This is a genomic window from Pseudarthrobacter sp. LMD1-1-1.1, assembly GCF_040676255.1.
GTDB lineage: Bacteria > Actinomycetota > Actinomycetes > Actinomycetales > Micrococcaceae > Arthrobacter.
The window spans coordinates 308,387-332,568 of record NZ_JBEGHP010000001.1; the positions used below are offsets into that span (position 1 = coordinate 308,387).

The 24,182-nt window shown below is 64.1% G+C and carries 23 protein-coding genes; 11 read left to right on the plus strand and 12 right to left on the minus strand.

Features of this window, described 5'->3' with window-relative positions; all coding sequences use genetic code 11:
• Positions 1-692: 692 nt before the first annotated feature.
• The 4 genes from MRBLMD1_RS01510 to MRBLMD1_RS01525 all read left to right on the plus strand — a co-directional run bounded on the left by MRBLMD1_RS01510 (position 693) and on the right by MRBLMD1_RS01525 (position 6,371).
• Positions 693-1,520 (plus strand): MBL fold metallo-hydrolase, encoded by an 828-nt coding sequence (locus MRBLMD1_RS01510; RefSeq protein WP_364396856.1) that lies wholly within the window; start codon positions 693-695, stop codon positions 1,518-1,520.
• A gap of 195 nt (positions 1,521-1,715) precedes the next feature.
• The gene (locus MRBLMD1_RS01515) at positions 1,716-2,969 is read left to right on the plus strand and encodes an O-antigen ligase family protein (RefSeq protein WP_364396859.1); all 1,254 of its coding nucleotides are present in this window, start codon (positions 1,716-1,718) and stop codon (positions 2,967-2,969) included.
• Positions 2,970-3,007: 38 nt separating this feature from the next.
• The gene (locus MRBLMD1_RS01520; protein ID WP_364396862.1) at positions 3,008-4,111 is read left to right on the plus strand and encodes an acyltransferase family protein; all 1,104 of its coding nucleotides are present in this window, start codon (positions 3,008-3,010) and stop codon (positions 4,109-4,111) included.
• Between the two features lie 871 nt (positions 4,112-4,982).
• On the plus strand, positions 4,983-6,371 hold the full coding sequence (locus MRBLMD1_RS01525) for a MinD/ParA family ATP-binding protein (RefSeq protein ID WP_414703653.1): 1,389 nt from the start codon (positions 4,983-4,985) through the stop codon (positions 6,369-6,371).
• A 475-nt stretch (positions 6,372-6,846) separates the two neighbouring features.
• Here MRBLMD1_RS01525 and MRBLMD1_RS01530 read toward each other — a convergent pair whose 3' ends face one another.
• Positions 6,847-7,587 (minus strand): hypothetical protein, encoded by a 741-nt coding sequence (locus MRBLMD1_RS01530; protein ID WP_364396867.1) that lies wholly within the window; start codon positions 7,585-7,587, stop codon positions 6,847-6,849.
• 157 nt (positions 7,588-7,744) lie between these two features.
• On the opposite strand from MRBLMD1_RS01530, the gene MRBLMD1_RS01535 reads away from it, so the two are divergent.
• The gene (locus tag MRBLMD1_RS01535) at positions 7,745-8,095 is read left to right on the plus strand and encodes a hypothetical protein (RefSeq protein WP_364396870.1); all 351 of its coding nucleotides are present in this window, start codon (positions 7,745-7,747) and stop codon (positions 8,093-8,095) included.
• On the opposite strand, the gene MRBLMD1_RS01540 is transcribed toward MRBLMD1_RS01535, so the two are convergent.
• The 3 genes from MRBLMD1_RS01540 to MRBLMD1_RS01550 form a co-directional block, all read right to left on the minus strand.
• Positions 8,096-8,236, minus strand: coding sequence for a hypothetical protein (locus tag MRBLMD1_RS01540; protein WP_364396873.1), 141 nt, complete (start codon positions 8,234-8,236; stop codon positions 8,096-8,098).
• Between the two features lie 126 nt (positions 8,237-8,362).
• The gene (locus MRBLMD1_RS01545; protein ID WP_364396876.1) at positions 8,363-8,512 is read right to left on the minus strand and encodes a hypothetical protein; all 150 of its coding nucleotides are present in this window, start codon (positions 8,510-8,512) and stop codon (positions 8,363-8,365) included.
• A 370-nt stretch (positions 8,513-8,882) separates the two neighbouring features.
• The gene (locus tag MRBLMD1_RS01550) at positions 8,883-10,013 is read right to left on the minus strand and encodes an acyltransferase family protein (protein WP_364396879.1); all 1,131 of its coding nucleotides are present in this window, start codon (positions 10,011-10,013) and stop codon (positions 8,883-8,885) included.
• 263 nt (positions 10,014-10,276) lie between these two features.
• Between MRBLMD1_RS01550 and MRBLMD1_RS01555 the strand changes: the two genes are divergently transcribed.
• Entirely contained in the window at positions 10,277-11,677 is a 1,401-nt protein-coding gene (locus MRBLMD1_RS01555) for a glutamate decarboxylase (RefSeq protein WP_364396882.1), read from the plus strand.
• A 19-nt stretch (positions 11,678-11,696) separates the two neighbouring features.
• Positions 11,697-12,566 carry a class II glutamine amidotransferase gene (locus tag MRBLMD1_RS01560; protein WP_364396885.1) on the plus strand — a complete coding sequence of 290 codons (870 nt, stop codon included), beginning with the start codon at positions 11,697-11,699 and terminating at the stop codon, positions 12,564-12,566.
• 4 nt (positions 12,567-12,570) lie between these two features.
• Here the strand turns inward: MRBLMD1_RS01560 and MRBLMD1_RS01565 are convergent, their stop codons facing one another.
• Together MRBLMD1_RS01565 and MRBLMD1_RS01570 are read right to left on the minus strand one after the other, a co-directional pair.
• On the minus strand, positions 12,571-13,950 hold the full coding sequence (locus MRBLMD1_RS01565) for an MFS transporter (protein WP_364396888.1): 1,380 nt from the start codon (positions 13,948-13,950) through the stop codon (positions 12,571-12,573).
• 338 nt (positions 13,951-14,288) lie between these two features.
• A complete protein-coding gene (locus tag MRBLMD1_RS01570) occupies positions 14,289-15,353 on the minus strand; it encodes a sodium:calcium antiporter (protein ID WP_364396891.1) in 1,065 nt (354 codons plus the stop codon).
• 184 nt (positions 15,354-15,537) lie between these two features.
• Between MRBLMD1_RS01570 and MRBLMD1_RS01575 the strand changes: the two genes are divergently transcribed.
• Entirely contained in the window at positions 15,538-16,050 is a 513-nt protein-coding gene (locus MRBLMD1_RS01575; protein WP_364396894.1) for a hemerythrin domain-containing protein, read from the plus strand.
• A gap of 14 nt (positions 16,051-16,064) precedes the next feature.
• On the opposite strand, the gene MRBLMD1_RS01580 is transcribed toward MRBLMD1_RS01575, so the two are convergent.
• From MRBLMD1_RS01580 to MRBLMD1_RS01605, 6 genes are all read right to left on the minus strand, one after another.
• Entirely contained in the window at positions 16,065-16,979 is a 915-nt protein-coding gene (locus tag MRBLMD1_RS01580; RefSeq protein WP_364396897.1) for a DMT family transporter, read from the minus strand.
• A gap of 41 nt (positions 16,980-17,020) precedes the next feature.
• Entirely contained in the window at positions 17,021-17,788 is a 768-nt protein-coding gene (locus MRBLMD1_RS01585) for a VOC family protein (RefSeq protein WP_224026828.1), read from the minus strand.
• A 124-nt stretch (positions 17,789-17,912) separates the two neighbouring features.
• Positions 17,913-18,476, minus strand: a complete 564-nt coding sequence (locus MRBLMD1_RS01590; protein WP_364396900.1) for a copper resistance CopC family protein — start codon at positions 18,474-18,476, stop codon at positions 17,913-17,915.
• 13 nt (positions 18,477-18,489) lie between these two features.
• Positions 18,490-19,224, minus strand: coding sequence for a YcnI family protein (locus tag MRBLMD1_RS01595; protein ID WP_364396903.1), 735 nt, complete (start codon positions 19,222-19,224; stop codon positions 18,490-18,492).
• A 140-nt stretch (positions 19,225-19,364) separates the two neighbouring features.
• Positions 19,365-19,955 carry a hypothetical protein gene (locus MRBLMD1_RS01600; protein ID WP_364396906.1) on the minus strand — a complete coding sequence of 197 codons (591 nt, stop codon included), beginning with the start codon at positions 19,953-19,955 and terminating at the stop codon, positions 19,365-19,367.
• A 174-nt stretch (positions 19,956-20,129) separates the two neighbouring features.
• Positions 20,130-20,336, minus strand: coding sequence for a hypothetical protein (locus MRBLMD1_RS01605; RefSeq protein ID WP_159631017.1), 207 nt, complete (start codon positions 20,334-20,336; stop codon positions 20,130-20,132).
• Positions 20,337-20,942: 606 nt separating this feature from the next.
• On the opposite strand from MRBLMD1_RS01605, the gene MRBLMD1_RS01610 reads away from it, so the two are divergent.
• The 3 genes from MRBLMD1_RS01610 to MRBLMD1_RS01620 all read left to right on the plus strand — a co-directional run bounded on the left by MRBLMD1_RS01610 (position 20,943) and on the right by MRBLMD1_RS01620 (position 23,869).
• Positions 20,943-21,746: a response regulator transcription factor gene (locus tag MRBLMD1_RS01610; RefSeq protein WP_275179777.1), complete on the plus strand. Its 804-nt coding sequence runs from the start codon at positions 20,943-20,945 to the stop codon at positions 21,744-21,746.
• Positions 21,747-21,993: 247 nt separating this feature from the next.
• Positions 21,994-22,899: a response regulator transcription factor gene (locus tag MRBLMD1_RS01615; RefSeq protein WP_364396910.1), complete on the plus strand. Its 906-nt coding sequence runs from the start codon at positions 21,994-21,996 to the stop codon at positions 22,897-22,899.
• Between the two features lie 73 nt (positions 22,900-22,972).
• Positions 22,973-23,869: a diacylglycerol/lipid kinase family protein gene (locus tag MRBLMD1_RS01620; RefSeq protein WP_364396913.1), complete on the plus strand. Its 897-nt coding sequence runs from the start codon at positions 22,973-22,975 to the stop codon at positions 23,867-23,869.
• The last annotated feature ends 313 nt before the right edge of the window (positions 23,870-24,182 follow it).

The window sequence follows — 24,182 nt, forward strand, 5'->3', positions numbered from 1 at the left end:
CTTATAGGCGCTGTGAGCAGGGCGCACGCTGAACGAAAGGCGGCGCGAACGAACTCACCATCCCGGTACTGAGGAATCCAACGAGGGTTGTCGGCAACGGTTTGTGCCACCTTCACATTCTCAGCAGGGGTTGTGTTGTCTAAAGATGAGTACCACCTACTCGTGCGGCGCTCCAGACTTGGTAATAGTTTTTCGGCATGGAAGCTCATAAGCGGTACACATCGGCAGAAGTTCTGTCCTCAAAGACTCATCGAGACGCGTTGTTCGGGTACTCGAACGGGGTCGCTTGGGTAGCCGACGATGTCTTCATTACCCGATCCCACTCCGGCGCGATATTTGTCGAACGCTGGGACGGTCGGGGGATACGATCTGCAACCGTGACGAAGACCTGTGACACCTTTATGCACGCCATATGGGTGAAGCTCAATGAGTTGGCGATTGACCCGCAGGACGGAAGGCAATGAGAAGTCCTGCAAGGGCGTGCTGTTCAGCGCTCCATTAGCGCCTATCTCTGCCTCCCACCTTGAACTCGGCCCGGTCCAGGGAAGATTTCTCATGCCGCTGATGGGGGCCGGATGAGGGTCAAAGTGAATCGGTCCCAGCACGCATGGCTCCCACCGCGTCCTCGCCCAGTGGGTACAATCGGTCATCTAAGGGAACGCACGCTGCTTTGCCGGAGGTACGGAGAAACAATGTCGGGATGGCTCCAAGTCGGCGCTGATAACTATGTATTGGTCACAGAAGGATCTCTGCTGAACACGGGCCTGATCGTCGGCTCAGAGCGCGCCATGGTCCTCGATACCGGGAGCGGGCCCCGTCAGGGGCGCGAGATCCTAAATGCAGTTCGCGAAAAGACAGACCTGCCCCTTGTCGTCGTCAACACCCATGCCCACTACGACCACTTCTTCGGTGACGCCGTCTTCGCCGAAGCCGGCGTTACCGAATTCTGGGCGCACCAGAACTGTGCGAGGGAGATCCACCAGCACGGTGACGTCCAGCGCCAACACGTTGGAACGCTGGAGCCTGAGATGGCCGCCGGGGAAGGGGATAACGTCGAGATCGTGGTTCCCAACGCCGTTGTCAAGGATCAACCCGTCCTCGTCGACCTCGGGGCCCTGACCGCAACTCTGTTCTACCTGGGCCGCGGCCACACCGACGGCGACCTTTTGGTTGGCACTTCCACAACCCTCTATGTCGGGGACCTTGTGGAACAGGGATCCCACCCCTCCTTCGAGGACTCTTATCCGGAGGAATGGGCAGACGCACTTCGGCACCTCTCAGCCTTGCGCCACCGCTACGAATTCCTCATCCCCGGACATGGGAAGCCCTGCACTGACGAGTTCGTCAAGACCATGGCCAACACAATGAGCACTGCCGTCCGCCAGGCCCAGCAGTCCATCCGTGACAGCCCTAACGACGCCACCAAGGCTATCCCAGTGCTGCCGTACGGGCCGGAGCAGTCCCGCTGGTTCATCAAGCGCCTGCAGGAGAACTGGGGCAGCAGTCAGAACGCGTCATAGCACAACGCCCGCCTTGAGGGAATGCTGAGGCTTCTTGCCTCCCCGAGTCAGGACGCCCTGCCTTCACCGCGTGCACCGTGCCATGGGCGGCCAGGTCGCGCTAGGGGTAGTGCTTACCGGATTTGTCCGACCCCTGTGGGGCGCTGGCGAGCGGGTACTCTTGGGTGTCGGTCAAAACAAGGGGGGAATGGTCCATTGGGGCGTTTTCTGGAGTTCATTGGTGCCATCGCTTTAGCCGTTCTGACCTATGCAGGGCAGGTCAAATCGCTGCCTGCGATGAGCTGGATACCGGTAGACCTGACGCTATTGACTGCCGCCATGGCAGCAGGGTGTTCTGCGCTGATGTTCCTCACCAAGGGGCCCACTCCCCGCATCCTAGTCATACTCGGTCTGTGGTGGTGTTTCCTTTTCCCTGCATTCATGATTGCGCCGACCCCTTATGGGATGCAGAAGGTCCTGACCCTTTTCACGTTTACCCTCATCACCGCTGCCTCTCCGTTCTTCATCCTCCGAACCGAACAGCAGCGCCGGTTGTTCTTGATCACGCTGGTCGTGCTCTCGGCAGTCGTGGGCGTCATGTCCTACCAGGCTGGTGCTCTTGAATCCTTGACAGGGTCGGCGTTCTCCGACATCAGTCCGATCAGTATCTCCCGGCTCATGGGGACCGGTGTGGTTGTCCTTCTCGTTCTGGCGTTTGCGAAGGGCACCAAGGTCATTTGGCGGTTCGCGATGTTTGCGGCTGCAAGTGGGCTGCTGCTGATGATCTTTGCGTCCGGCCGCCGTGGCCCTGTGCTTGCCGTTGTTGTGGGCGTGGTTGCGGCACTTGCTCTCGCGCCTGTCTTCCGTAAGTACCGGGTACGGGCCTTGGTGGCTGGGGTGCTGGCCCTAGGCGCGGCCGGATGGTACTCCATTCAGGACGGTTCCGCAGGATCCGAACGGGTCCTGTCCTTCCTTAACGGTGATGAAGACGCCTCCACTGTGGCCCGTGGGCAAATCTGGGACGGAGCCTTCTCCATCATTGGCGCGCACCCGCAAGGCATCGGGTGGGGATCATTCCCGCAATTTGCCGACGTGAGCCAGATGACAAACGGCGACCGGCGCATGTACGCCCACAATCTCTTCCTTGAAGGCTATGTGGAGGGCGGCTGGATCATCGGTTCACTGCTCCTCCTGTTTGTCATCGTTGCCATCCGCCGGATGCAGAAACATGCAACGACACCCGCACTTGCCACGTTCCTCGGCCTTTTAGCGTTCGCCCTGACAAACGCGATGGTGTCAGGCGACATTAACGATCAGAAGCTGATGTGGGTTGTGCTCGGGCTGGCGTTCGTCCTTGGAAATAACGGTCCAGCTAAGCGCAAGGAAGCGCCGAACATGGTCGCGGCACGGGATTGGGTGAACCGTGCGTCCAAGGTCCGAGCTAAGCAGGGCGCTACGCGCCGCTTGTAGACTTGGGCCAATACTTGAACTCTTCTGGGGGACCCGAGTTGCAAACAACTTCGCGTGCAAACGCCTTTGATTTCCTGCGCCTTGCCGCTGCGGTGATGGTCCTGATCCATCACGCAGTCATCCATTTGGACGCCTCGTTCCTCTGGCATTCCAAGGACGCCGGGCCATGGTTCCACGGGGGGGTGTCGCTGTTTTTCATTCTCAGCGGCTTCCTCATCATCCGCTCAGCGGAGAAGTGCCACCGCGAGGCAAGGCCTTGGCGGGACTTCTACCGGAACCGGGCGCTGAGGATCGTGCCGGCGCTCTACGCCTACTTCGCCGTCACGGTCGTGTTCCTGCTCGCCACGGGGGCGCTCACGTTCAAGTCGCTACTATCCCTCGACTTCGCAATCTTCGCTGGTAGCAACCTATTCTTGGCACCGGTTTACAGTCCGGGATCGCTTGGTGACTTCGGTATCGGAGTGCTGAACGGGAGCCTATGGACAATCCCGGTTGAGGTGTCCTTCTACGTGGTTGTGCCGCTGCTTGTGATCCTTGCGGCCAGGGTCGGGTGGAACCGTGCGCTCGTCGCCGCCGGTGCGCTGGCCGCCGGTGCGCTGGCTATCTATGGCCTAACTGGTGGCGCCGACGCCTCAGCGATGGCGTGGAAGCTGTTCGGAGTGACGTTCCTGCCGTTCCTCTGGTACTTCGTGATTGGGATCTTTTGGTCGCGCTACTGGGATAAGGTCCGGCAGAGCGGTTGGTTCGCCCTCGTCTGCACGGCGGCTTACTTCGTGATTATCAACCTGCCCCAGAATGGCGGCTCCGGCATCGGTGCGATCATGACGGGCCTTGCCGCCCTGCCGCTGTCCTACGCTGCAATCTGGTTCGGCTATAATGCGCCCCGTGCATTCAGGGGCATCACGGACCGGATAGGTGACCTGAGTTTCGGCACGTATATCTGGCACATGATCGTAGTCAACACACTCGTGGCGGTCGGTGCCCGGAACTGGGATGTCCCGGGCACTGTCCTCGTCACTGGAGTTCTGGTTGGGTCCATGCTAATCGCCGCAGCGTCGTGGAACTTCGTAGAGAAGCCGGCGCTGGGCCGCAAGAACTACTCGTCCTCCCTGGTCAGCCGGAACCCTGTCAGCGTCGGTTAGCCCCCCTCCCAGGGTGACATTGGCGGTTTCCGAGGCTGGTGACTGTCGCCACGTGCCCGCCTGACTCGTTGTGGCAGATGTCCCCGGTGCGAGGAGTGCCGGCAATGACCTGCTCGAGTGCAGCCCGACAGTCCGAAGTGTGGCTGCCGATGTTGCCGTCGGTGTCTCCTGCACGGGCTCCTAGCAGTAGTAATCAGGAACAGCGGCCGGCAGTGGGTCAGCTATTAGAACAATGTCACGCGGGTTGGCAGCGGCGCTAAGGACTAATGCCGGGACCGTAATTCAGCCCTTACTTGACTGCGGTTTCAGCCCAGTCTCAGACGCACCTGCTGCTTCCTCAAAGTGTCGCCACCACCCAATCCCGCGTCCTGGAAATGTATTGCTGAGCCGGTCATCTGTGGCGCAATTACCTTCCGGCCCTTGACGAAATTTGTCAAGTACGATGACTCGTGATTGAGTTCAGCGAGTACGGGAACAGAAAGACTACTTCCCAATCGAGGCAGGTAAGGCTTATATGGACTACGCCCTGGCACTGAACGCGCTACTGGGCTCATTGCCCGTTCTCTTCGCCGTCCTCAATCAAGTGCTGTGGCTCAAGCGCCGCGCACTCCTTATCCCCGCCCGGTTCGCACCAAAGGTTATCCACGCTGAATATGCCATATGTCGACATAAACCCCCACAAAGGCCGTCCCAGGTGGGTCAGCCACGCCATCCTCGCAGTTCTCCTGGTGCTCACCGCAGCAGTGGTGTCGGCCGCGCTCATCCACCACTGACCAGCGGATACCTGGCAGGGCCTTCCGCCGGACCCCCTAGACTTACTCATTGAACCAGTGCCGCAGAACCGTTTGCCGAAACGTCCGGGGGGACAGACATGCCAGAACCGGCGGATCAGAATGCAGGCGCCCAAGCAGAGGATGCAGGGCAGCCGCAGCTGCGCCGACGCCGCGATCTTCGTCGTGCCGAAGGCTCAGCGCAGGATGCCTGGACAGGAACCATGCCAACAGTAACCCCTGAAATGTCCAGCACCAGCGAACCCGGTAAGCCGGTGACACGCCGATCCTCTTGGGCGGAAGCCGCCGCCGCGGCCGACGCCAACAAGCCGTCCCGTGCGCCAGCCTCTGCTGCTCCCGGTGCTCCGGCCGCACCGGTCCCAGCACCGCCCGCGCCGGGACCCATCGCGTCCGTTCCCGCTTCTGCTCCCGAGATGTCGTTCTCGACCCACAGTGAGGTTGCCCCCGAGGCTGCCGAGCTGCCGTCGAACGTCCCTGCCGAGGCTCCAGCCTTCCGCCGCGGCCGGCCCACAGTAGCCGACGCGATCGCTGACAGCCCTATGCCGGACTTCATTAGTTCGCCCGGCCTGTTCGTCAAGGAGCAGAAGCCGCGCCCCAAGGGCGGCATCCGCGGTGCCCTCTACAAGCTGACCGGCGGCGCCTGGAACCTGGGACCAGGCCCCAAACAACGCCAAGAGGACGAGCTGGGCCGCCGGATCTCACGCCAGCTCCAGGGCAGCTACAACACGGCGATCCTGAGCCTCAAGGGCGGCATCGGCAAGACCTCCACCACGGTAGGCGTTGGCCTGACCCTAGCCGAATACCGCGGCGACGCGCCCTGTGCCATTGACGCCAACCCCGACTCGGGTGACCTCGTGGAGCGGGCATTGGGTGAGGGCATCTATCAGCAGTCAAGTCCGCGCACCATCACGGACCTGCTGGAAAACATCGAGTCCATCGACTCTCTGACGGCCCTTGCACGCTACATGCACCACGCCGGCCGGCTGCACCTTATCGCGGGGGAGCAGGACCCAGAGGTCTCGGACTCGCTGACGGCTGAGGAGTACCTACGGATCCGCAAGCTCATTTCCGGCTACTACTCCGTGGCGCTGACCGACTGCGGCACCGGCGTGACCCACAACGCGATGAGCGGGATCCTGCAGTCGGCAGACAACCTGGTGATTGCTGCCGGCTACGCGGTGTCAGGCGCCAAGCGTGCCCGCAGCACTCTCCACTGGCTGGCCAGCCACGGCTACGAGGATCTGGCCCGCAACGCGATCGTGGTGATCACGGACAAGGACGAGGTCTCTTCCCGCGTGGACAAGGACGCCATCGAGGAACATCTGGCTGGGATTTGCCGTGAGTTGATTGCGGTACCGCACGACCGCGGCGTTGCAGACGGTGACCTGGTGACTCTTGATGTGCTGAAGCCCGAGACGCGGCGGGCTTACAAGGAGATCGCTGCCGCCATTGTGGACGGGTACCGGTAGTCATCATTGTGATGCGGCGGTAAACTACCGGATTTTGGGAACTCCGTTTCTACTGCATTACAGTTGACCAGGTCGGCTTCACACGTACTCATCAGTTGAGTGGAGAAGACCAGAGGGCCCCGCGCTAGTCACAATGCTGCGGGGCCTTCCTTCTCTCTGACAAGGAATTTGTCATGATTTATGTGACCGGTACTCAAGGACTCGAAGCGGGCGAGGATGGTGGGGGAAGTGTTCGCCGAATTGACGACCGACTTCCCGAGAGACTTGCCTACCAGGGTGAAGCTGCCCAAACTGCGGCCTAGGATCTGAACACCGATCTTCAGGGTCGAGCCACCGGACAGTTAGGGCATTTTGCCGCGGTCCAAGCACTTCAGTGACTGGACGATTCCTGCTGCACCGCGGTAATGCGGCGACGCGTGGCGGGTCCCCGGCCTCAGCCGGGGACCCGCCGTCGAACTTTCCCTGCGCCGCGTCCCTACGTGCTGGGCGTGGCGGCCTTCTTCTGCAGCGCTTCCGCCATCTTCTGCACCTTGGCACCGTAGCCACCGTTCAGCGCGGTGTCCTTGATCTTGTTCGCCTGGGCGTCCAGGTCTGCCGGGGCGGCGTTCTTGAGTGCCGTCAGGTCAGCCTGCAGATTCGCGGGGAGCTTGGCGAACACCTTCGGGTGGCTGATGAGCTGGTCGGCCACCTGCTGCAGCCCGGCGCCGGGGTTGCCTGAGCTGAACGCGGTCCGCAGCTCCTGGCGCAGGCCGGCCAGGCCGGTGGCGGTCTTCTCGAGCGCCTCGGCGCGCTTCTGGATCTCGGCGCCGTAGCCGCCGGAAAGGGCGGTGGTCTTGATCTTGTAGGCGTCCTTCACCCGGTCCGCCGGGGCGGCATCCTTCAGCGTGGTCACGTCCGCCTGCACGGCCGCGGGCAGCTTGGCGAACAGCTGCGGGTGCTTGACCAGGGCTGCGGCTGCCTTGGCCGCACGGTCCCCGGCAGCCTGCGGGCTGTCCGCGTCCAGGCTCAGGAACGCCTGCAGTCCTCCGGCGCCCTTTGCCGCGTTTGCCCCGCCCGTGGCGGCATGGGAGGGTGAGGCGGCCGAGACCGGCGCCGTTGTGCTGGGTGATGCGGACGCGGCACCCACGCCCGCCGCGGCCATGGCGCCGGCGGCCAGGAGAGCTGCCGCTCCGACTCCGATGCGGGTCTTCATTGACGGGATTGATGGCTTCACCACGGTGTGTCCTTCCACAATTTGCGCGTGCGCCCAGGCCCGACTGCATGGACCGGCACGGGTTCACTGTAAGAGCGCAGGCTGGGGAAAAGCTGAATGCAGGCTCTGACTTTCACCCGGTCCTTACCCGCCCGTCTCGAGGGCCGATTATGCTCGAACCATGGCAATGCACCATTCTTCCGCGAAGCCCACCACCGCCGGGAACCAAGGCCTATGGCGGCGGCGGATGTGGATGTGGATTGTTGCTGCCGGATTGGACGTGTACATCCTCGGTTTCGTCATCGGACTCCAGCCATCGGGCCCACTCTGCGGCAGCCCGCTCCTGCGGGAGAGCCACGCGGCGGAACTGATCGGCCTGCAGAAGGCCGGCATCGGGGCGGCGGCCGTCTGCTACAAGAACATCGACGCCGATTCCGTCCCCGTCTGGACCCTCATGGCCCTGGGAGTTTTCATGGTTATCGCGGGAGTTGCCGTCCGGATCAGCATCATCCGGCGTTCCGCACGCGTTTAGTCAGCCCTTCATGCCACCGCCAGGACCGCCCGTTTCCGTGGAGGTCACGGTGAAGGAAGCGTCCAGGTAGACGGTGGCGCGCGTGCCGTCCGCAGTGATGATGTGCGCCTCGTACACGGCACCTTCGGCATCGTTTTCCACCCGCTGGATGGTGGCGCCGGGGTTGGCGGCCAGCGCGGCGTCGGTGACCTTCGTTGCCGAATCACCCGTCAGCAGCGTTTCCGTGATCCCGTTGGCCTGGTGGCCGCCCTCCGACTCGTCGCGCGGCTACGCCTGGGCCGTGGACTGGCTCGAGCCCGCCTGGCTGGAGTCGCTGCTGGCGGCATTCGCCGGCAACGCCGTGGTTGCCAGGGCACCGCCGCCGATCGCTGCCGCGAGGGCCAGGCCGGCCAGCGTTGACTTCATGCTGTTTTTCATGGGGGCTCCTTAGATGTTGGCCCTCCCGCTGGAGGGAATACACCAAGCATCGGGGCCCTGCCTGTCACCGGTTTAGGGCGGCCCTGTGCAGGCGCTGTGCATGCTGCCGCCCATTCCAGCGCGCCAATGGTGCGGAGTGCCGGACGTGAAACCGCGGCGTAAAAAATTCGTCAAGGTTTTGGTCGTGACGGCCGGATCCCGGCTGATCGGGTGTGCTTGGGAGTACCTTGGATGCAGTGCCGCTGCCTCATAACCCCCCAAGTTGAGGCGGCGGCACGTTTTACTTTCCGCCGGCCCGGTCAGTCGCCGGTGTCTTCCGTGGAGCCCGCATCATCGCCAAGGGGAAACCTAGCGCGATCGTCCATGGCCTTCAGCTTAAGGAAGAGCTCATGACCGGCGTTGCGTTTGCGTCGCTCAGGGATCGATCGGGATGAGCTGGTGCCGGTGAGAGCCCGCGGCTGAGGGCCTTTTTGAACGGTGATGCGAAGCGCCGCTCGATCAGTCTGTGGATTAGCCACGCCAGCGTGACGGCGAAGGCCGCGGCGAGGGCAACGGAAGGCCAAGGGCCCAAGGCGTGATGCACGGTCCTGATGATCCACCAGCCCCACATCTCGTGGACCAGGTACAGGGGGTACGTCAACGCTCCGGCCACGCTCATCCATTTCCAGCCGCGGTGGCGCAGCGGGGTGGTGGTGATCAGAACCACAACAGCGACGAAGGCCAGGATCGCCAGCCACATCACCCCAAGCGAAAGGTCCTGGCCTGTGCTGTGAGACATGGCGGGGAGGAAACCCACCGATGTCTGGTGGCAGGAGAGCAGGACATTGACGGCGACGGCCAGCCAACGAACCAGGTTATGCCCATAAGCATGGATCAGGTAGATGCCCATGCCGACGGCAAAAAGCGGCGAATAAACGGGTATGAGGAGTGCCTGAACCATTTCGGCGTCCGCTTGGATGGAGAGCAACCCAAGGAGTGGCCAGAGAAAAATGAATGCGAGCAGTTTCCGCTCCGTCATCCCGCGCCAGAGAAAGAACGCAATGGTCACGTAGAACAGCAACTCGACCCAAAGGGTCCAATAAACCCCGTCCAAGGACGGGACATTGACGGCCTGCTGCAGCATGGTGAGGTTGAGTGCGGCATCAGCCCAAGACACCGTATTCAGGTTCCCGGGGCTGATGACGAGAAGCAGAACTGCCGCCAGGATCACGGCAGCCCAATAGGCCGGGAAGAGCCTGGAGATGCGGGAAGCGGCAAATTGGCCTACAGACCGCCCGTAAGCAGACATGAGGATCACGAATCCACTGATGATGAAGAACAGCTGGACCCCCAGCGCACCGTAAGCAGTGATTCCAGACAGGCGCGGAAACAGTTCCCTGGCAGGAACACCCCAGAATTCCGAGCCGGCGAAAGCTGTGTAGTGGTAGAGCACCACCCCCATGGCCGCCGTGAGACGCAGGCAGTCGAGGAGGAGAAGCCTCGGCCGGGCTGTGTTCAGCACGGCCGTCGTGGACTGCGGGATTCGCGGCATGGGTCTACTTTCGCGGAAAATTGTGATACTGGAGCCTAGTGATGCTATCAAGCCCTTTTCGGTTGTAAGAACAAGCAAAAGTCTTCAAGCCGCGAACAGCGGATTTTGGATTGATATCAACGCCGTGCCTGCTGCCGTTCTCCCCGCGCGCATGAATAATACGGAGTGCTGGGAACAGCGGATCTGCAACGGCAGGCGCAAGCCTGCCACGACGGCGGGCGAAGGAAGCGGACATGGCCAGGTCACACCGGAGCGCAGGGCATGAGCCCGAGGCGAGCGTTGAGCTAAACCCCCTTTTCAGCCGGCCGGGGGAGTCCACCATCTTCCCGCGCTTCACCATTCCGGACGGGGAGTCCCTGCCGGGCACCGCATACCAGGTGGTCCACGACGAGGTGATGCTGGACGGCAACTCCCGCCTGAACCTGGCCACGTTCGTGGGCACCTGGATGGAACGGGAAGCCTCCCAGCTGTATGCCGAAACGTTCGACAAGAACATGATCGACAAGGACGAATACCCGCAGACGGCGCTGATCGAAACCCGGTGCTGGCGCATGCTCGCGGACCTGTGGAACGCCCCGGACCCTGCCGCCGCCGTCGGCACCTCAACCGTTGGCTCCTCCGAGGCATGCATGCTCGGTGGCCTGGCGCTCAAACGCCGGTGGCAACACCGCCGTCGTGGCGCCAAACAGCCCACCGAATCACCCAACATTGTCCTCAGCTCCGCCGTGCAGGTGTGCTGGGAGAAGTTCTGCAACTACTTCGAGGTGGAAGCCCGCTACGTGCCCGTGTCCGCCGACCACCCCACGCTGGACGGCCACCACCTGGAACGCTACGTGGATGAGAACACCATCGGCGTGGTGGCCATCCTGGGCGTCACCTACACCGGCGCCTACGAACCCGTGGAACGGATCTCCGCCGCGCTGGACGCCATCCAGGCCAGCACCGGCCTGGACATCCCCATCCATGTGGACGGCGCATCCGGGGCCATGGTGGCGCCGTTCCTGCAGCCGGAACTGGTGTGGGACTTCCGGCTCCCCAGGGTGGCCTCCATCAACACCTCCGGCCACAAGTACGGGCTGGTGTACCCGGGCCTCGGTTGGATTGTGTGGCGGGACGAACAGGCGCTCCCCGAAGACCTGGTGTTCCACGTCAGCTACCTGGGCGGGGACATGCCCACCTTCGCCCTGAACTTCTCCCGGCCCGGCGCCCAGGTGCTGCTGCAGTACTACCTGTTCCTCCGGCTGGGCTTTGCCGGCTACCGGTCCGTGCAGGCCAGCTGCCGCGACGTGGCCCGGTACCTGTCCCACGAGATCGGCGCCATGGACGCCTTCACCCTCTGGAGCGACGGCTCCGACATCCCGGTCTTCGCCTGGCAGCTCACCGACGGCCACACCAAGAACTGGAACCTGCACCACCTCTCCGAGCGCCTGCGCATGAACGGCTGGCTGGTCCCGGCCTATCCGCTGCCGGACGGGATGAGCAGCATCACGGTGCAGCGGATCGTGGTCCGCAACGGCTTCACCCGCGACCTCGCCGCCAGCTTCCTGGCCGACCTCCAGAAGGAAGTGGCCTACCTGGATGCGCTGACGGCGCCCATGCCCACGGAGCAGCAGAAGGAAGCATTCCACCACTAGCTTTGTCCAAGGAGCGCACATGTGCCGTTTGTTCGGGCTCCACGCCGGGTCCCGGCCCGTCCGCGCCACCTTCTGGCTGCTGGACGCCCCGGACAGCCTGTCCGAGCAGAGCAGGAGGGAGCCCGACGGCGCGGGGATCGGCACGTTTGAGGCCGACGGCGGCGCGCGGGTCAGCAAACGGGCGCTCGCCGCATGGGAGGACCACGCCTTCGCGCGGGAGGCACGGCAGCTGGTCAGCACCACCTTCCTGGCCCACGTCCGGTACGCCAGCACGGGCGCACACACCCTGGTGAACACGCACCCGTTCGAGCAGGACGGGCGGCTGTTCGCCCACAACGGCGCCTTCCACGGGCTGGACCGGCTCGACGCGCGGCTGGTAGAGCTGGGCGTGGCCGGGTTGGTGCAGGGCCAGACCGACAGCGAACGGCTCTTCGCCCTGATCACGGGGGAGAGCCGCCGGGCCGGCGGGAACGTGACGGAAGGCATCGCACGCGCCGTGGGCTGGATCGCTGCGGAGCTCCCCGTGCTGGCCCTGAACCTCATCGTCACCACGGCCACCGATCTCTGGGCGCTCCGCTACCCGGCAACCCACCCGCTGTTCATCCTGGAACGCGATCCGTCGGCGGAGCCGGCCCCGGCGGCACCGCTGGATGCGCGGAGCCACCGGATCCACTCGCGAAGCACCGAACTATCCGGATCCCGTTCAGTGCTCTTTGCCACCGAACCCATGGATCACAATCCCGGTTGGCGTCCCCTGGCACCGGGGGAGCTGGTCCACGTTGGTCCGGACCTGGCGGTGACCTGCACCTTCCCGTTCCCGGACCAACCTGCCCACCCGCTCACGCTCGCCGACCTGGATCCGTCCGCGGCGGCGTCGCAAACGTCCTGACCGCTTAGGTGCCGGGTGTTGCCGGCTCGCTTTCGCGCGGAGCAGCTGCCTGGGCGGCATCCACGGACCGGGATGCGGGCGAAGAGCGCACAAGCAGCGTGGCTACTGCTGCCAGGACCAACGGCACGGCCAGTGCCATGAAGTAGCCGGCAACACCTAGCCCGGCAAGAATGAGGCCGCCCAGTGCGGAGCCGACGATCGAGCCCAGGCGGCCGATGCCGATGCCCCATCCCGTGGCCGTGGCACGCAGCTGAGTGGGGTAGGCGTTTGCGATCAGGTAGTTCAGCGCCAGCTGCTGGCCTCCGATGCCGAACCCGGCCAAACCAATCAGGACAAAAACCAGGCCAAAGTTGGATCCCGCCAGCCCGAGGCCGATGGCCACGAGGATGCCAGCGCCGAACATGGCCAGCAGCAGCGTGCGGGGGTTGACCTTGGGCAGGATGATGGACAGCGGGATTGCGAAGAGGATGAAGGCGCCGTTGACGGTCACCGTTCCCATGGCTGCCTGCGAAGCGGCGAGGCCGAGGGTTTTCAATGCCGTGGGCATCCACAGCAGCAGCAGGTACCAGGCGATCCAGTTCAGAAGATACGTTGCGAACACGGCGACAGTGACCATGCGGTACTTCCGGGAAAAGAGGGCCCCGATTGAACTGCGCTCCTCCTTCCGGTCCTCGGTGAACAGCTCGGCGTCCGCGTCGATGGGCTCTCCGGAGATGGACTCCATGATCCTCCGTGCCTGCGCCTGGGCCGCCGGGGTGCGTTTGGTGGCAAGGAACACCGGTGATTCGGGCAGCATCTTGAGGCAGACGAGCAGCAGGGCCATGGGCAGGAGGCCGCCCACCAGGAAGATGCCCCGCCAGCCCATGACCGGAAGCCAGGCTGCAGCCACCAGGCCGCCCAGCAGGGCCCCGCCCGGAAGTCCCAGGAGGACGAGCGTCATGAAGGTGCCGCGGCGGTTCTTCGGGCTGAACTCGGCCGTCAGCGCCAGCAGTGCGGGCGTGGCGCCGCCCATGCCCAGCCCGATCAGGAAGCGCAGGATGACGATTTGCTCGAGGGTCTGTGCAAAGGCGCCGGCCACGGAGAAGACGCCGAAGATGATCAGCGCCAGCAGGATGGTCTTCTTCCGGCCGATTCTGTCGCCGAAGGTGCCAAGGGTCATGGCGCCGAGGCACATGCCGATCGTGCTGGCGGTAATAACCCAGGTCATATCCGTGGCCTGGAGGCCGAAGTCATCGGCGATGGCGGGCCCAATGAAAGCGATGGACTGGGTATCGAACCCGTCCAGGAGGGCGATCACGAAGCACAACACCACGGTGGTCCAGCGCTTCACCCCCATAGGTGTGTTGTCGATGACGTCCTGGACGTCATATGCGGTTCTAGTCACCATTGACTCTCTTTCACATCCAGGCCTTCACGCGGAGCCGGAGGCTTCACGGGCCACAGATAAATCCGGGGGATCTTCAACGCGCTGCAACTCTGCAGCACCCGGCAACTGTAGGCCGGGCGATTGGGTAATGAGAAATACCACTTACGTGCCTATTCAAACGCACACCGTCTCAATCATGGACTCGACCTGAGTGCGCGGACTTCTTGGCCAACAGCCTGGTGCACCTGATCGCAAATCTCCCGGGGCCGGCGTCGTTGTTTGGCGCTGTCTATGTCCTCACCGCGTTGGGCATCTTCATCGCCTGGATCTCGTGGCGTGAATACCGGATCCGGCGGTCAGGACATGGTGGCTACGGCGAACAGTCCGGCGACTCCCACGAGGTACAGGATCAGGACCACCAGTGAGTCCATGCCCATGCCCAGGTGCTTCTTTTTCGGGCGGAACAGCAGGCCCAGCAGGTAGGCCAGAATCAGCAGGATCGCCAGGGCCGTGAGGTAGATGTCCGTCGCCTGCGCCTGGGGCAGGACCGGTTTGCCGGTGATCAGGACCGCCACCAGGAACAGGACCGGGAGGAACGCGTTGCCGCCGAAGATGTCGCTGAAGGCCAGCTTGTAGTCGCCCTGCTTCACGGATGCCAGGCCGGTGGAGATCTCGGGCAGGGACGTGGCCAGGGCCAGGAAGGTGGCGCCGAACAGGACGCCGGATAGACCGATATGCCCGGCGATGGCATCGCCGCTGCGCTCAAGGACGACGCCGGCGCCCAGGGTTGCCAGCGCCGCCACAGTGAAGATCAGGGCTGACTTAGCCGTGCTGATGTGCCGGCTCTTGTCCGCGGACTTCTTCTTGGAGTGGCCCTTGGGCTGGTCCTGCCCGCCGGGGGCGTCGCCCTGCTGGTGCCAGGGCAGCCCCTTTTGGGAGCGTTGGACCAGGACCAGCCCCAGGATCCAGATCACGGCGATCAGCACCGCGGCAGGAGTCAGGCGGAAGGCCACCAGCGAGCCCGGCATTTGGCTGCCGGCGATCACCACGCCCAGCACCGCGATGACCGTGACGGCTTCGATGACCAGGGTCAGGGACGCCGCCTTGTAACTGAGCGGATCGGTGCCTTTGGTTCCAAAAACGTCCAGGATCACCAGCACCACAGTCTGGATGGCGATGCCACCCAAAATGTTCCCTACCGCCACTCCGATGTTGTTGGACAGGGCAGCGCTGACGGTGATGGCGATCTCCGGCAGGTTGGTGGCGATGGCCAGCAGGATCAGGCCGCCCAACGCCGAACCAAGGTGCAGCCGGTCATCCAGGACATCGGTCTGTTTCGACAGCTGGATGCCGGCCACCCAGATCACCGCCGCGGCACCGGCGAAAATGAGGAGCAGTACCGCCAGGGGCAGTGCGTCCATGTCTCGTCCTCCCTGCGTGGTTCTTATCAGCGTCTCGGCGAAGACGTACCCAGCGGGCGGCCCGCATCCGTGGTTGTTTGCTGGGAATGCGCTGGGAATCGTGTTCCGACGGGTGGCAGGTGGTGGCAGATGGGCTCGTTGGGGGTAAGGGTTGTTGCGTACCTGCCCTGCGAAAGGATCCCCATTGGACATCGTTGAAGTGATTTTGAATGACCACCACGAGCAACGCCGCCTGTTCGCCCTGCTCGATGAAATGCATACCAGCGAAACATCCAGCCTGGAAGCGGTGTGGAAGCGGATGCGCATCCTGCTGGAAGTCCATGCCAAGGCAGAAGAGGAGCTCTTCTACCCGGAACTGCTGGAACTGGGGAAGGGCGCAGGCGGAAAAGACTCCGCCGAGGACGAAACCACCGATGCCATCCACGACCACAACGAAATCCGGGACGCCATCGCTGACGTTTCCAAGCACCCAACGGGTACTCCGCAGTGGTGGGCGGCGGTGGCGAAGGCCAATGAAGCCAACGGCGACCACATGGCAGAGGAGGAACGTGAAGGCCTGACCGATTTCCGGCAGCACGCGTCGCTGGAGCTGCGGCACCGCTTGGGCCTGGCGTTCAGCATTTTCGAATCACAACATGCCGCGGGGATTGAAACGCAGGATGTAAGCCCCGAGGAATACGTCCGCGAGCACGAATAAAACCCTGGGTGGTGTTACCGCATGATTCCTGGCTCGACGGGCTTCTTGACGGTAGCCAGCAGCAGGACACCGGCGACGGCGGTGGCCCCCGACAGGAGGAACAGGACGATCGCCAGCGGCGGGGCTGCGTCCGCCTCGCCCAGGATGGTGATGCCGATGGCGACGGCGACGAGTGGATCGATGACGGTCAGCCCGGCCACCACCAGCTCGGGCGTGCCCCGGGTGTGGGCGTTCTGGACCAGGAAGCTGCCGGCCAGCCCGGCAATGACCAGCCCCGCCAGGCAGGTCAGGGACAGCCATTCGAAGTCGCCCTGGAACAGCCGGGCGATCACGGTCTTGGCCAGTGCCGCGACGAACCCGAACAGGATCCCGGCACCGGCGGTGAAGACCACGGCACCTGAGCGGTGCCGCCACAAGAGATAGGCCACGGCCACGCACACCAGGACCACGGCGAGAACGATCAGGATGGTCACCAGGTGCCGGTCGCTGATCTCCACGTCCTCCGCGGACAGCGCCGCCACGGCAACGAACACCCCCACCCCGCCAACGCAGAGGGCGACCGCGGTGAGCGCCCGGCGCCCGGGGGACCTGCGGGTCATCCGGGCGGTGGCCAGCGTGGTCACCACCAGGGCCACGGCACCGATGGGCTGCACCACGATCAGGGGCGAGAACCGGAGGCTGGTCAGCTGGAGCAGGATCGCGGCGCCCAGCATCGCCGTCCCGGCCAGCCACGCTGGTTTCCGGACCAGCGCCTGGAGGCGGCCACCGCCCATACTGCCTGCCGCGCGTCCGGATGCCGCCGGCTGGTTTTCCACGGCGCGGTGCTGGAACAGCGTTCCCAGGGCAAGCAGGACGGCGCCGGCGGCGGCGATGGGAATCCCGAGCCAGTGATAGGACGTCAGCGCGGACACGGCCGCAGCCTGGATCATGGACAGACCTTACCCCCTGCAGGACCGGAGGAAACCCGGACCTACCGCTGGGCGATCCTGAACAGTGCACCTGTGGGGTCGGTCAGGGCAGCAATGCGCCCAAACGGGGTGTCCTCGGCGGGGTGGACCACCTGGCCTCCCAGTGACGTGGCGATCTCAACGCCCGCGTCGGTGTTCTCAATCGCGAAGTAGGTCTGCCAGTTGGACGGCACCCCCTCCGGCAGGTAGCTGGAGGCGTCCATGATGCCGGCCCGGGAGTCCCGTCCGGACCCCAGCGTGGTGTAGCGGAAGTCCTCGGTGTCGCTCATGACGTCGGTATCCCAGCCAAAGACGTCCTGGTAGAACTTCACGGACGGGGCGTAGTTGCGGGTGTGGAGTTCATGCCAGTACGGGGTCCCGGGTTCGCCCGTGGACTGGAATCCGGTGTGGCCGCCGAACTGCCAGGCGCCAACTGCTGCTCCGCCCACGTCCGCGATCATCGCCATGTGTCCTTGTCCGGGAACCTCCATGGGCGGCATGAGCACCTGGCCGCCCGCGGCCAGCGCCGCCTCCGCCGTGGCGTGAATGTCCTCTACGCGCAGGTACGTTGTCCAGACGTCGGGATATCCGGAGTCGTCGTCGTTCTTCATCATCCCGGCCACCGGCGATCCATTGGCGAAGGCCGTGATGTAGCCGCCGTATGTCTCCTGGTCGCCCTCTTCATAGGTCCACCCGAACAGCCGGGTGTAGAACTCGCGGGACCTTTCCGGGCGGGACGTCATGAGGTCGATCCAGCAGGGATCACCGGGGGCGATAGTGGGCTTGGGCATGGGGACTCCTGATGTGTGCAGGTGTGGACCGGGCAAGGCCCACCCTAACGCTGCACGCCCCAAAAGCCGAGGAGCGCCGGCACGGCTACATTTCTGGCGGTTGCCGTGCCGGCGCTGGCCATTATCAGGCCTTGTTTTCCGGGTTCCGCAGCCGGCGCCTGATCATGACCCCGGCAACCAGCAGTCCGATGACCAGCACGCCCGCGACGATCCCCACCACAACCAGCTGCCCCGGCAGCCCGGAGCTCGCCGCAGCAGCAGGCGTGGCAACGGCGGCGGCGGGTGCGGTGTTCGGTCCGCCGGCTGTGAAGGTGAAGGTTCCCTCGATGGGGTGCCCGTCGGAGGACACCACCCGCCACACCACGGTGTACTTTCCTTCGGGAGCACCCGGTTTGACCGGCTGGCTGACCTGGTTGTCCACGATCTGAACCGGCCCGTCCGCCTGGTCGGTGCCGGTGGCGTCCTCCACCCGCACGATCGAGTTGATGGCGATCGGGGTGTGGTCGAAGGTCAGCTCGATCTTCGCCGGCATCGCGCTGACCGTGGAACCATCGGCCGGGTTGCTGGATTCGAGGGAGTCATGCGCCTGCGCCGGTGCCGATGAAGCGAGCACGAACGCCGCTGTGGTGAGCGCCAGCAGCACCCATGCCAGCCACGCCGCCGGGCTCTTGCGGGACGTTGTCTTCATTCGGTTTCCCGCCCTACTTGCCGGCAGTGCGGGTCCGGCGCCCGGCAAGGACCAGCCCCAGGGCCGCTGCGCCGAGCACGAAGCCTGCCGCGCCCAGGACCAGGCCCCACACGGACGTGGCGTCGGTGGAGACCTGCTTCGTCTCCGACACTGCCTCGGCGCCCGGTGCCGCTGACGCACCGGCGGCGGCAGCGCCGTCGTCGGCCGTTGTCACGAAGGACGGGGCCGGATGCTTGGGCTCCGGCTGCCCCTCAGCGCTCTCTTCGTCCCACTTCACCACGCTGCCGTCGGTGTAGCTCTGGGCTGCCTTCAGGGTGACCTTGGTGCCCTCGGCGGGCAACCGGCCCACGGACAGCGAGAAGGACTGATACTGGTTCTGGCCCAGCTGGTGGGCATCGTCCGCGGTCCAGACCACCGAGACCGGCGCCTTGGTGACAGTGGCACCGGCCACCGTGACCGGCTTGGGAAGGTCTCCCGTGACCACCTGTGCGGTCCAGCCCTCCACAGGCTTGACCGAGACGGAGGTGAACGGTGTATCGGTGGGCAGCGTGACCTCGAGCTTGGTGGTCTTCGCGGTGGGGGACTCGTTGGGGACGTTGAACGTCAGGTGGGAGTAGCCGTTCGCGGCGGTCTCATCCGGGTCCACGCTCACGTGGGCGGACGCGGCGGTGGCGCCTGCGGCAATGATTCCCGCGGTGGCAGCGGCGGCGGTGAGGGACTTGAGGGTACGGCGGAATGAGGTGTTCAAAGCAAGCCTTCCAAAGGGTGCGCCAAAAAGGACCGCGTACGGCGGCGGCGCAAAAAATAGGGACAACGCGGCCCGCCCATGCCTGCCAGGGGCAGGTGCCTGTGGGCAGGTGGGGGCGGCGCGGAAAGTCGGAAGCCGCGTTAGGTTGCGGCGTGGACGGCCGGCGGCCCGCGCAGCGCAGGCAGGCGCAGGTTCCGCCACCGGGACGGAATCACGACGGCGGCCGGCGCGGGAAGGTGCGGCCACTCAGGAATGGCGGCGGCGGACAGGATACGGACCAGTGGCCGCAGCCAGGCGGCCAAGGCCCAGACGGCTGCTTCGCCCTTGGCCAGGACCAACGCCGTGGCCAGGGTTGCCGCGGCATGCAGGGCAAGCATCAGGGCGCCCGGTACGGCGGCATGGTCCGGCATCAGGGCCGCGCCCGCAGGCGACACCGCTGAGGCGTCATGGACGTGGCTGCCGGCGGTGGGAGTGAACGAAGCGGACACCGACAACGCGTCGAAGGCCCAGTGCAGGACCAGTTGGCTGGAGCCCAGGAGGCCGATCATCGCGGGCATGCTGATCTTGGTCTTTGACAGGATCGTGACCGGCGCCAGGACCAGCGCTGCGATTCCTGCGACGATGGCCGGCTGCGGCAGCAGGCCCCCTGCGAGAACGTGGGCTCCCGCGGCAAGGGCGAACATGGCTGCGGTGAACGCTATGGCACGGGGGACGCGGAACGGAGCACTCATGCCACTCGCCACCCTTTCCTTTACGGTTGCCACCCTCCACTGTAAGGAACCACCCCCATGGGCGGGTAATCAACTTCAGGATGTGGAGGAGGCCCGGAGCGCTGGCTGCGGGGTTAAAACAGCAAAGCCCCTGGTGGAGGCCAGGGGCTTTGCTTCGAACTGCGAGGGGGCGCGCTACTCCGCGAGCTTGGCGACCGAGTGCGCCCAGATGAAGAACTTGTTGGTGCCCAGATCCTTGACGGTCTTGATATTCAGGGCCTCTTTGAGCTTCTGGGCGTCGCTCTCGGACAGTCCCTTCAGAGCCTCCACCGGCGCTTTAGCCAGATCATCGATGCCCTTGTCGAGATATTCCTTGTCGAACTTCGCGTTGATTCCAGCCATACTGTCTGTCCTCCTGGTGCTCGTTGGGGCCTCATTGTGCCGTGGGGCACAGTGGCCATTGAACCACGGCGATTCTCAAATGCACCAGTATTCAATATGGCCATTCCTTATCCCCCTCCTGCGGCGGCTCCCAGCAATTACCCAGCAACCGGAACGTGGACGCGGAGACCCCTTCCAGGATGGGCCAGGGCAGGTAGGGGCGCCATCTTGCCCGGCCGCCACGTCATCAACTTCGCTTGCGTAGTAACCCTGCTTACCATTGGGTAAACTGCCGGTTGACCTGCGGCTTCATGGTGTGAGTGCGCGTGCGGGCAAGTAGTCCCCTCCCGGAAGACAGGTAGCCACTACGGGGGCCCGTCCCCGGCAAATGCCCTTATTCTGCAATTCGATGGAGCTCCGGCATGCGCCGGCGCAGGGGCGCGGGACAGGCGGAAATGACGAATTGCGTGAGTTGCATAACTTTGGACCGATCCGCCACATGCACGGCTTCGAATGCCTACTACCGTAGAAAAGGGCCAAAAAGAGCTTGGCCGCGGGCACATTAAGTTTTGGAATTTGTTGTCTGCGGAAATCAGCCGGGTTTGGCCAAGGATTTGATCGGGGGAATTGTTGGAGCGCGGGACGGTAGTGGTTGTGGAGGACGATCCGGACATCAGTGTTGTGGTGTCCGGAATTCTGCGTGAGGCAGGATTCGGCATCCATGCATTCGACCATGGGCAGGCCGGAGTTGACGCCGTCAATAAACACAGCCCCGAAGTGGTGGTGGTTGATCTCGGACTGCCGGACATCGACGGATTTGAAGTGACCCGGCGCATCCGTACATTCAGCAATGCCTACGTGCTGATCCTGACAGCCAGCAGCCAGGAACTGGACACCATCCTGGCGCTGGAGGCCGGCGCCGACGATTACCTCACCAAACCCTTCCGCGCCCGCGAGCTGAGGTACCGGGTGGAGGCACTGCTGCGGCGCCCCCGGCTCCGCACCGACACTCCACACCTGACGGCCTCGTCCCTGCAGCCGGCGCCGGCAACCGGCCCGGACGCGCCGCCTGATGTCCAGGACGGCCCTGCAGCCCTGGCCCACAACGGCCTGCACCTGCACGTCTCCACCAGGACCGTCAGCGTGGACGGGGCGGAAATTCGCGGACTTACCGCCTCCGAGTTCGAGCTGCTGAACACCATCCTCATCAACGGGCGGGTGGTTCTGAGCAAGGAAGACCTTGCCCAGTCGATGCGCGGGGGACAAAGCGTGGACGACGCCATGGACCGTGCCCCGGATGAACAGGTAATCCAGGTGCACATCGCCAATTTGCGCAGGAAACTGGGCGACAGTGCAGCAAAGCCCCGCTGGATCGAGACAGTTCACGGATTTGGCTACCGGCTGGCAGCACCCATGGACCAGGAGAACTAAATAACGTTCCGGACGGGGTGCTGGGACTCTGCTTATGGGGCTAGCCTGTAAGTGAGTCGGCAAGTTCGTTCGCTTTTCCAACAGATACCTGTGGGGCAGGTGGCTGTTCTCCTTTTTAGTGGTGGGCCAGAGTGGCAGCAGGAGACTAACAAGCGCCTTTGGGGTTTCGAAGGGCGAATGAACGGAAGCGAATATGGCGACTGGCCATAAGCCCGGTTCAGCGGCTTCTTCTGGGAGCGTGTATGTCGTGACTGGCGAAGAGCTCGTCCGGCGGGGTTTGCGGAGGCTGCTGGAGGTTAACGGGTTCAGCCTTGCCGGTGAGTCGGCGTCTGCTCACCAGGCGGCGCGGCGGATCCCTGCGGTACGCCCGGATCTGGCCATCATCGACGATGATCTTCCCGATGGTTCCGGTGCCGGGCTTTGCCGAACTATCGCAGCTGCCGATGCCAGCATCCGGTGTGTCCTGATGACGGGTGAAACTGACGAATCGGTGCTGATCGGGGCCATCCTGGCCGGCGCATGGGGGTGTCTGTCACAACAGGATGACAATGAGGAGCAGCTCAGGCTGATCCGGCGGGCCATCCAGGGGTACACAGCCTACAGCCGTCGTTTCCAGAACGGCATCCTGGCTCCGATCCAGGCTGACGGAACGAACGGGCCCGACGCCCGGTTGGGAATGCTTTCAAAGCAGGAAATGAAGGTGGCGGGCGGGGTTGCCCGGGGGTTGACCAACGGCCAGATCGGCCAGGAAATGTTTTTGGCCGAAAAGACCGTGAAAAACATGGTCTCATCGGTGCTGATGAAATTCGACATGTCGCGCAGAACCGAGGTCGCGGTGCTCGTCTCCGGGGAACTTGAGCACACAGGGGACCTCGCACAGGAGTACCGGCGCAGCCGTGACACAGACCTGATCGCGGAAGTCACCGCGGCGCTGGTTATCTGCACCAGCGAGGCGGGCAGTGTTCCGCCGTCCAACAGAATGCTCTTATTGGACGCCATGCGACTTGCTGATTCCCTGGCGGCTACCCGCGCCCGGCCTCACGCCGTTAGACTCTTGCAGGAACGACCGACGAACGTGCATGGGCCTGAGGCCACCACCTCAATGCCAACCCCGCGGGGCACTGACAACGCTCCCGAGCGGGGCCAGAACTAAGGGGCCGGACAGTTTCCCACTGGCACTCCTCTGCCGGAGCAGAATCTGGGTGACAGCGGTTGGAAGGGCGGCTATGTCGAGTGAGCGGGCGCCCGTGGACCGTTTTGATCGGGTAGTCCTGGTCTTCAATCCGGGTAAGCCCGGCATGGTTGCCAGGATCGACGAATTACAACAGGGTCTGACTGCGGCATTGCCGGGGCTGCCGATTGAGTTGCTGCCAACGGAGTTTGCCGGGCACGCCCGTGACCTTGCACGCTCCGTGGCGGCGAAGGGAACCCCTCTCATTGTTTCCGTCAGTGGTGATGGCGGATACCACGAGGTCGTCAACGGGGTAATGGACGTTCCCGGCAGCAGGGCGGTGTGCACTGTTGTTGCGGCAGGCAACGCCAATGACCATCACCGCAGCATGCCCGCGCCGCCGTTGCCGGAGGCCGTCCGCCAAGGCCCGGTCCGCCACATCGACCTGTTGCGCATGACGTTCGGCGGGGAACACCGCGAGCGGATTCAGTACGCCCACTCCTACATAGGTTTCGGGCTCACACCGTTGATGGCGATCGGCATCGAGCGGGGCGGCAAGGGGAAAATCCTCGAACTCCTGTCCGTCGCCCGCACACTCTCTGCGTTGAGGCCCTTTGAACTTGTCCGTGCAGACGGGGCCACCGCGCGCTTCGACAGCCTGATCCTCGCCAACATTTCGCGTATGGCCAAGTACGGGACGGTCAGCGAGATGGGCAGCCCCGACGATGGCCTGTTCGAGGTCGTGACGCTGCCGCATGCCGGGCGCTGGAAGATGGCGCTGATGACCCTGCGGGCTGTGACGCTGGGACTGGGCCACCAGCCCAGCGTCAGCAGCTATTCCTTCACAACGCGGGATGCTGTTCCTTGCCAGATCGACGGCGAAGTCATCCACCTTCCAGCGGCCACGCAGGTGCTGGTGGAGAGCGCGACGGGCGCCCTGGCTGTTATCTGACCCTGGGCACCCTTGCTGTGTCTGTGGATTGTGGGAACGGGACGTAGCCAGGGGCAGGCCCGGGTTTGGAAGCGGACAGAACTGATTGGTGGGTTTTGACCGGTCGCGGCCCACGAGGGCGTACAGTCAGAGTATCGGGACGCCGTGACTGGACATCCGGTTTCCCGGGCAATGAAACCAACTCCGCGTGCGCCGCCGGCACATCGGCGACTGTGACATCCCGTCACTGCGCTGAACACGTGGTGATGAGTTGGGACAACGAGGGCGGCCCTGGCCGTCCTGCTACGCAGGCCGGCCCTTCAGCCCGTGCCCT